This is a genomic window from Pseudoalteromonas sp. CO325X (assembly GCF_004208955.1).
Taxonomy (GTDB): Bacteria; Pseudomonadota; Gammaproteobacteria; order Enterobacterales; family Alteromonadaceae; genus Pseudoalteromonas; species Pseudoalteromonas ruthenica.
This window is the reverse complement of the sequence record NZ_SGPG01000044.1, coordinates 1-476: the sequence shown is the minus strand read 5'-3', so window position 1 is coordinate 476 and position 476 is coordinate 1. Positions and strand designations below refer to the sequence as shown.

Below are 476 nucleotides of genomic sequence, written 5' to 3'. Positions count from 1 at the left end.
GCACAGAAACATGCTGAGTTGGCCCATCATGTGAAAGAGGCTTATGAGGTCTTTAAGGCACGCTACGGCGCGCCCAGACTAACCTATGAACTCAATGCCAGCGGTGTTCGATGTAGCCTCAATACGGTCGCTAAAATCATGCAAGAGCTGGCTCTCAAGGCAAGAAATGGCAAAGCGTTCCGTTACAGTCGCAGCAGCTATTCAAACTCGAATGTAGAAGGGAATGTGCTTGCCCAGCAGTTCATCACAGAGCGTGCCAACAGGAAATGGGTATCAGATATCACTTATATCCGTGTTCGCGGCCAGTGGCTTTATCTAGCCGCTGTGATGGACCTGTTCTCAAGGGCGATTGTCGGTTGGGCATTAGACACGTCGATGACGGTCAAACTGATTTCCGACGCTTTCAACATGGCACTGGCCCGCAGGGAGGTTAAACCAGGTTTGATGCTTCACTCAGATAGAGGCGTGCAGTACCG

At 51.1% G+C, this 476-nt stretch carries 1 protein-coding gene; it reads left to right on the top strand.

The genetic code is table 11. The annotated features are described in order from the left end of the window. On the top strand, positions 1-476 hold a 476-nt coding region (locus EXT46_RS18690; protein WP_130149076.1), incomplete at both ends, for an IS3 family transposase.